Origin of the sequence: Streptomyces sp. NRRL F-5122, from assembly GCF_001507435.1 — a bacterium.
GTDB classification, from domain to species: Bacteria; Actinomycetota; Actinomycetes; order Streptomycetales; family Streptomycetaceae; genus Streptomyces; species Streptomyces lannensis.
In genome coordinates this window covers 1-7,221 of the sequence record NZ_LMWH01000271.1, presented here as the reverse complement: position 1 = coordinate 7,221, position 7,221 = coordinate 1, and the positions used below count along the sequence as shown (strand labels likewise).

Below are 7,221 nucleotides of genomic sequence, written 5' to 3'. Positions count from 1 at the left end.
TCCGGTGGACCCGGCGGACGTACCGCTTCCGCCGTCACCGACCGGTTCGCGTCCCTCCAGCCCGGCTCCGGTGGACCCGGCGGACGTACCGCTTCCGCCCTCGCCCACCACCCCGGACGGGGCCACCTCCCCGGGACGACCCACAGTCCCACCGATCAGCACGTCCGACGCGCAGTCGAACGGCGGCACCGGCTCACCTTCCCCGTCCAGCGACGGGTTCGTCACAGCACCGACGAGCCCCTCGGAAAGCCCGGACACCAGCGCAGGTCGCTAGAGGTCCACCTATCCACCAGTCCTCCATCCCAGAAAGGGATGGACCGCACCACACACCAGCAAGGAGTACTCCCATGCCCAACTACAGCGTCAACTCCGACACCACTTCCTCGACTTCGCAGGCCCTCCTCAACGACTTCTCCCAGCTCCAGGACAAGCTCAACGAGGTCAAGGGCAAGATCTCCAACCTGCTCGCCGACGGCTACAGCACGCCGGCCGCCCAGCAGAAGTTCTCGCCCTTCTTCGACGAGTTCGCCAAGGGCTTCGAGCAGGTCAACCAGGGGCTGCAGGGGATCGGCCAGTACGTGAAGTCCGTCGGCGAGGCCTTCGACCAGACCGACAGCCAGCTCGGCTCCAACCTTTCCTGACCCACCGGACCAGCTCGCCGTCACGGCGGGCGGCGCCGCACCCACCCCCACACGAGAAGGACGATGAGCAGTGCGATTGACCGTCAGCGTGCGTGACCCGCAGGTCGAGGGGGTGTCCACCACCGTCGCCGTGGAAACCGAACCGTCCGCGCAGGCGGGCAGTTTCGCGGCCGAGCTGGCACGTGCCGTCGGATATGCGGGGGCGACCGAGGGAGAGCCGTCCCTCTATATCGGCTCCAGCCCCCTTGACCCGCACACCACCCTCCAGGTCGCCGGTGTGCGGGACGGCATGGACCTCGGGCTCGGAGCCCCCCTTCCCCGGGAGCCCGAGCCCGAGGGCCGCACCGAAGTCCGTCTGGTCTCAGGCCCCGGAGCCGGAACCGTCTTCCGGCTCGTCCCCGGTGACTACGACATCGGCAGCGGCCCGACGTGCCGTATCCGCCTCGCCGAGGGGGCACCGACGCTCGCAGCCCGGGCCCGGGTCTGCCTCGACGGCAGTGCCGAACTCCTCATGACCGAAACGGCGTTGCTCGACGGCAAATCCACACAGGGCCCCGCCCCGTGGAGGGAGGGCAGCCAGCTCGCCGTGGGCGACATCCTGCTGGAGCTGACCTCACGGCCGACGGCCCGTGCCCCACTGACACCCGCCCAGGACGGGCTGGGCCTGGAGTTCAACCGGCCGCCCAGGTTTCTGCCGCCCGCCATGGGCGCGAAGTTCCGGCTGCCCACCCCGCCCACCAAGCCCGACAAGCGGCCCATCCCGCTGCTGCCGATCCTGCTCCTGCCGGCAGGCAGCGCCGCTATCGCCATCTTCGTCACCCACCGATGGTCCTTCGTCTTCATCGCTCTGCTCTCGCCGATCGCCGCCCTGGTCACCCAGTTCGGCGGACGCAAGCAGGCGATGCTGAAATACCTGGAGAAGAAGGAGGAGTACGAGCAGGCACTGGCCCGCGTGCGCGCCGACATCGAAGCTTCCGTACTCGAGGAACAGCACAACCTGCGCCTTTCTCTGCCCGATCCGGCCACACTCATCCAGATGGCCGCCCAGCCCTCCGAACGGCTGTGGGAGCGCCGCTGGCAGGACCCCGACTTCTTGTCCGTACGCGTCGGCACCACCGACCTGCCCTCCTCCATCAGCGTCGACGACCCCGAGCAGGACGAGCACCGGCGCAGCACCGTGCCCTGGCTGAACCAGGTACCCGTCGCCGTTCCGCTGCGCAGAGCAGGAGTCGCAGGTGTCGCCGGACCGGGAGCGACCCGACTGACCGGCTGGCTGGCCGCCCAGGCCGCCGCCCTGCACAGCCCCACCGACCTGCGCATCGTGGTCCTCGCCGGACCCGACGGCGAACGCGATTGGTCCTGGAGCCGCTGGCTGCCCCACACCCAGGCACAGGGCGAGGACGCCTACGCCCTCATCGGCAGCACCGCCGAATCCCTGGCCCGGCGCATCGGCGAGCTCGGCCAGCTCGTCGCCTCCCGTATGGCTGCCGGCCCCGACGTCATCCGCGGTGGAGCCAACGGCTACCCCGATATTCTCGTCGTCCTGGAACAGGCACGCCGGGCCCGCTCGCTGCCTGGCGTGATCGCGCTGCTGCGTGACGGCCCCTCCGTGGGCGTCTACACCGTTTGCATCGACCGCGAAGAGCGACTACTGCCCGAGGAATGCGGCGCCGTCGTCGTCACGCAAGCAGGCGCGAGCACATCCACGGTGCGCACCGGCTCCGGCGCTGCACTGGAGAACGTACGCAGCGACTCACCGGAGTCCGGCTGGTACGAGCAGTTCGCCCGTGCACTGGCCCCGCTGCGCGGCGTCGGCGACAGCGACGAGAGCGCACTGCCCGGCTCCGTACGCCTGCTGGACCTGCTGCACATGGAACCGCCTACCGCGGAGGCCGTGGTGGCCGGCTGGTCACTGGGCGGTCGCAGCACCCGGGCCATGCTCGGTGTCGGATACGACGGTGAGTTCGCCGTCGACCTGGTGCGTGACGGCCCCCACGCCCTGATCGCCGGCACCACGGGCTCCGGCAAGTCCGAACTGCTGCAGACCCTCGTCGCCACCCTCGCCGTGGTCAACCGGCCCGACGAGATGACCTTCGTACTCGTCGACTACAAGGGCGGCAGCGCCTTCGCCGAGTGCGCTGACCTGCCCCACACAGTCGGCCTGGTCACCGACCTCGACACCAGACTCGTGGAGCGGGCACTGGTCTCCCTGGGCGCAGAACTGCGCCGCCGAGAGACCCAGCTGGCCCAAGCAGGCGCCAAGGACATCGAGGACTACCTCGACAAGCGCGCACGCGGCGGCAACGTCCTGCCGCCGTTGCCCCGACTGCTTCTGGTCATCGACGAGTTCGCGTCCATGGTGCGCGAACTGCCCGAATTCATCGCGGGACTGGTGAACATCGCCCAACGCGGCCGATCGCTCGGCATCCACCTGGTGCTGGCGACCCAACGGCCCGGAGGAGCGGTCACCCCGGACATCCGCGCCAATACCAATCTGCGCATCGCCCTGCGCACAACCGACACCAGTGAGAGCCGCGACATCATCGACGCCCCCGACTCCGGGGACATTTCACCAGCCAACCCCGGCCGCGCCTACGCCCGGCTCGGGCCGTCGGCACTGCTGCCCTTCCAGTCGGGCCGTGTCGGCGGACGTCGCCCCGGCGGCCAGGCCGCCGAAGGAACTGAGACGACCGTCCGAGCAGAACCAGTGACCTGGCAGAACCTCGGCGGCCCGCTGCCCACCCGCGGCTCCCGCGCAGGCTCGGGCGCGGCGCAGACCGAGGCCGTCACCGACCTCGCGGTCCTGGCGGGAGCCGTTGCACAGGCGTCCCGGCTCGCCGACGTACCGCGCCAGCCAAGCCCCTGGCTGCCGCCCCTGCCCGCACTGCTCCCATGGACGGCACCGCCCGCGCCCAAGCCGTCCGCCGAACGCGAGGCAGCCCTGCCCGCAGTGGAGTACGGCATGGTCGACCTGCCTGCACAGCAGACCCGCACCCCCCTGGTCCTCGACCTCGACAGGGCCGGTCATCTGCACATCGTCGGCTCGCCGCGCAGCGGACGCTCTCAGACACTGCGTACCCTGGCCGCGGCACTCGGGCAGGCCCATGGCGCCGACGACGTCCACTTGTACGGCATCGACTGCGGTAACGGTGCGCTCAACGCCCTGACCACGCTGCCGCACTGCGGAGCGGTCGTCGACCGCAACCAGATCGAGCGCCTGGGCCGACTGCTGGACCGGCTGGGAGCCGAACTCAGCGCACGCCAGAGCATCCTGGGCGCGCAGGGCACAGCCGACCTGACCGAACTGCGAAAGAACCAGCCGCACCAGCAGCGGCTCGCCCACATCGTGCTGATGGTCGACCGGTTCGAGGTCTTCGAGCGCGAATTCACCTCGTACGACAACGGCAGCTACATGGAACGCATGCTGCGCCTGCTGCGCGACGGAGCGGGCGCCGGCATCCATGTCGTGCTGGCCGGCGACCGGGTGCTCGCCAGCAGCCGCTTCTCCGGAACCACCGAAGACAAGATCGTCCTCAGGCTCAACGACCGCCAGGACTACTCCAGCGTCGGCATCCCCTCCAAATCGGCACCATCCGACCCCGCGCCGGGGCGCGGCATCCGCACCCAAGACCTGAGCGAGACGCAGATAGCGGTACTCGGCGAGGACTTGTCCGGCACCGCACAGGCCGAAGTCCTGGCCACCCTGGGCCGGGAGCTGACCGAACGCGAAGCCGCGGTCCCCGACGCACAACGCCCGATCCGGCTGGACGTGCTCCCCGACCGGATCGCGTATGCCGACGCCCTCGCTCTGCACACCCACGCAGGGCCGATGCAGCCCCTGATGGCCGTCGGCGGCGACACCCTCACCTCGCTGGGTCCCGATCTCGCGGACGTACCGACCTTCGTGATCGCCGGACCGCCACGCACCGGCCGCAGCACCGCCCTGCTCACCGCGGCGCAGTCGCTGCTCGCCGCCGGAACCGGCCTCATCGTGCTGGCGCCGCGCCGCTCGCCACTGAGGCAGCTGGAGGGACGGCCCGGCGTGACCGCCGTCATCACCGACACCGAGGTGTCGGTGGGGGACTTCCGCATCGCGCTGGGTAATGTGCCACAGGAGCACGGCGTGATCGTCGTGGACGACGCAGAGCTGTTCATGGGAGCCGAAATCGACTCCGACCTCGCCCTGCTCGCCCGGGGCGGGGCCGGGACCGGCTGGGGCGTCCTCGCGGCCGGCAACGCCGAATCCCTGTCGCTGAGCCTGGCCGGCTGGATGGGACAGGTCAAACGCAACCGCACCGGCATGCTCCTGTCTCCGCAGGGACCGAGCGACGGCGATGTGATCGGCGTGAAGCTGCCCCGAGGCGTCGTCGGACAGGCTCCACAGCCAGGCCGGGGCCTGCTGCACCTGGGCGACGGAACCCTGCGGACGGTGCAGGTGCCCCTCCTCGAAGCGGAACTCTGAAGCCGGGAGGTGTGCCCCCACATTCCCACCGGGGACGCACCTCCCTCCTTGCCCGCGGGCCGAGATGAGCGGTAGGCCCTGCGGAGCACCGAAGGACGGCCGGATCGCAGGGGAACCCGGCCGTCCTTCGGCATGGAACGCAACGTGGATCAGGCAGCGAGGCTGCCGCTCGCGCCTGCTTCGTCGCCGTTCACGGGGACCTGGACCCCATCGTCGGTCAGGAAGCGGAACGTGCTGGTGATGGCGTCGAACAGGTCGTACACCTCGTTCCTCAGCGGCAGGTTGGGACTGGCGAGCGTGACCACGAGGAAGTCCCGGCTGCTGCCGGGCACCGGCATCATCGTGTGCATCGTCAGCAGCTTGACGTCGATGTCCCCGGTCAGCCGGGTCACCTCGGTGCCGGTGACGCGGGCCACCGTGCCCACGTGGGGTACCTTCGCCGTCGTGATGACCCGGTCCCTGGGCGCGACCCCAGTCGCTGAGGAGACACCCAGTCGCGCGGACAGCACGGGCAGCGTGAGCTCCTCGCCCTCAGGTGTGCTGACGGCGAAGACCATCGCATAGGCCATGAAGAGACCCTCGGTGTACATGGTTGCCGTACCCGCGGCCAGCAGCGCCCCGTGACGGCGGGCGGCCCGGGACACCTCCCGGCCCTGACGGAACATGTCGTTGATCCGCGCCTTCTCCCGAGGGTCACCGGTCGAGGCCAGGGCCTGTGCGCGTGTTTTCGCCAGTTCCTCGCCGCTCAGGTCCACTTGCTGCCAGGGATCGGGGATGTCCAGCAGAAAACGCTGTGCAGTGCTCATAGGTCAGCCGCCACTTTCGGGGGAACGGTTGGATATGTCAGGGAAATGACGGCGGAGCTCACTTGCCGCTTCCGTCGTCGAGGTTCGACACCGCGTCCTGATCGGTCTTCTCGAAGGAGTCCAGGATGTCGCCGATGGCGTCCTGGATGCCCTTCACCTGCTTCTGCAGCTGGTGCTTTCCGTCCTCCCACTTGTTTTCGAAGTTCTGTGCGGAGCCGTGGGAGAGCTCGGGCCCGAACGCGGCATCGAAGTCGAACGTGTGGTGTCCGATGTCGATGAAGTCGTGCACGAAACCCAACATGTCCTGGGCCTCTTTGAGCTCACTCCCGGGGATGTTGACGTCCGACGCCACTGCGGGCCCCCGTTCCTGTGCGGTGAGGATTCATCTCTGTGCGGTACACGAGACCGGGGGAGCGGAGCGTTCAACGCGGTAGACGGTCCGATCGGTCCAGGCGGCATTGAACCCTTGCCGGTGCCTGTCTCGTGTTGCAGGCATGAATCCGCTCTTCACCCGTCCGCTGTTCAACGGTGCCGCCGTACGTCGCACCGTTGTCGCATCCGTACTCGCACTGTGCGGCGCAGCGAGCCTGTCGGCCTGCGGCAAGACGATCACCATCGGCGACAATCCGGCACCGGCTGTCTCCTCGGGCTCGCCGGCGGCCTCGGCATCCCCTTCGACAACTCCGCCAGGCCAGAACTCGGGCAACTCGGCACTGCAGGTGGTCGACTCCACGGCGCAGGACGCCTGCCTCGACGGCAACGGCGGGACCGTGGTCGGAGCTGCGGTACAGGAGGCGCCGCCCAAGTGGGTACAGCTGTCCGCGGTCACCTCGCCGCCGCTGTCCTCACCGCACCTCATCAACATCAATCAGGCGGCTCTGTACCGTTTCGACGACGACAGCGCCTCCCCGTCGCAGTCTGCCTGCAACGCCGCCTGCGCCACGAAGTGGCCCCCCGTGACCGTCCAGGAGGGCGGCAACGTCTACCTGGCAGGCGTGAACCCGAAGGAGGTCGGGGCCATCCGCCGCCAGGACGGCCAGGTCCAGATCACCGTCGGCGGACGGCCCGTCTACCGCTTCTCGGGGGACAGCAAGCCGGGAGACCTGAACGGTCAGGGGATCGACGGCAAGTGGTTCGCGGTGGGACCGACCGGGGAGAAGGCGACACAATAGCGGACGGCACCACGGCGGTTGGTGGCCGCCCCACCCGCTTAAGACGTCATCTCATTTGGTGAGTCTGTGCGATGATTCATCGGCCAGCAGGAAGCCAGGAGCGGGGGCGCAGGCCGATGGAGTACGTCAATCTCGATGCG

General features: G+C 69.2%; 5 protein-coding genes and 1 pseudogene. 3 read left to right on the top strand and 3 right to left on the bottom strand.

Annotated elements, in window-relative coordinates; translation table 11 throughout:
• Nucleotides 1-258: pseudogene (locus ADL25_RS51090) on the bottom strand (hypothetical protein); the annotation flags it as partial.
• A gap of 89 nt (nt 259-347) precedes the next feature.
• On the opposite strand from ADL25_RS51090, the gene ADL25_RS37475 reads away from it, so the two are divergent.
• Complete coding sequence (locus ADL25_RS37475) at nt 348-641, top strand: WXG100 family type VII secretion target (RefSeq protein WP_059132394.1); 294 nt, start codon at nt 348-350, stop codon at nt 639-641.
• A gap of 70 nt (nt 642-711) precedes the next feature.
• A complete protein-coding gene (locus tag ADL25_RS37470; RefSeq protein WP_063805814.1) occupies nt 712-5,103 on the top strand; it encodes an FtsK/SpoIIIE domain-containing protein in 4,392 nt (1,463 codons plus the stop codon).
• A 149-nt stretch (nt 5,104-5,252) separates the two neighbouring features.
• On the opposite strand, the gene ADL25_RS37465 is transcribed toward ADL25_RS37470, so the two are convergent.
• Both ADL25_RS37465 and ADL25_RS37460 read right to left on the bottom strand, forming a co-directional pair.
• Nucleotides 5,253-5,909: a hypothetical protein gene (locus ADL25_RS37465; RefSeq protein WP_059132392.1), complete on the bottom strand. Its 657-nt coding sequence runs from the start codon at nt 5,907-5,909 to the stop codon at nt 5,253-5,255.
• 58 nt (nt 5,910-5,967) lie between these two features.
• Nucleotides 5,968-6,210 (bottom strand): hypothetical protein, encoded by a 243-nt coding sequence (locus ADL25_RS37460; protein ID WP_234381197.1) that lies wholly within the window; start codon nt 6,208-6,210, stop codon nt 5,968-5,970.
• A 193-nt stretch (nt 6,211-6,403) separates the two neighbouring features.
• Between ADL25_RS37460 and ADL25_RS37455 the strand changes: the two genes are divergently transcribed.
• Nucleotides 6,404-7,081 carry a hypothetical protein gene (locus tag ADL25_RS37455; protein ID WP_059132390.1) on the top strand — a complete coding sequence of 226 codons (678 nt, stop codon included), beginning with the start codon at nt 6,404-6,406 and terminating at the stop codon, nt 7,079-7,081.
• Nucleotides 7,082-7,221: the final 140 nt, after the last annotated feature.

What these genes read in the sequence shown, in the direction of transcription:
- ADL25_RS37475 (WP_059132394.1), top strand. Translation starts at nt 348, where the DNA reads ATGCCCAACTACAGCGTCAACTCCGACACCACTTCCTCGACTTCGCAG.
- ADL25_RS37465 (WP_059132392.1), bottom strand. Translation starts at nt 5,909, where the DNA reads ATGAGCACTGCACAGCGTTTTCTGCTGGACATCCCCGATCCCTGGCAG.
- ADL25_RS37460 (WP_234381197.1), bottom strand. Translation starts at nt 6,210, where the DNA reads ATGTTGGGTTTCGTGCACGACTTCATCGACATCGGACACCACACGTTC.
- ADL25_RS37455 (WP_059132390.1), top strand. Translation starts at nt 6,404, where the DNA reads ATGAATCCGCTCTTCACCCGTCCGCTGTTCAACGGTGCCGCCGTACGT.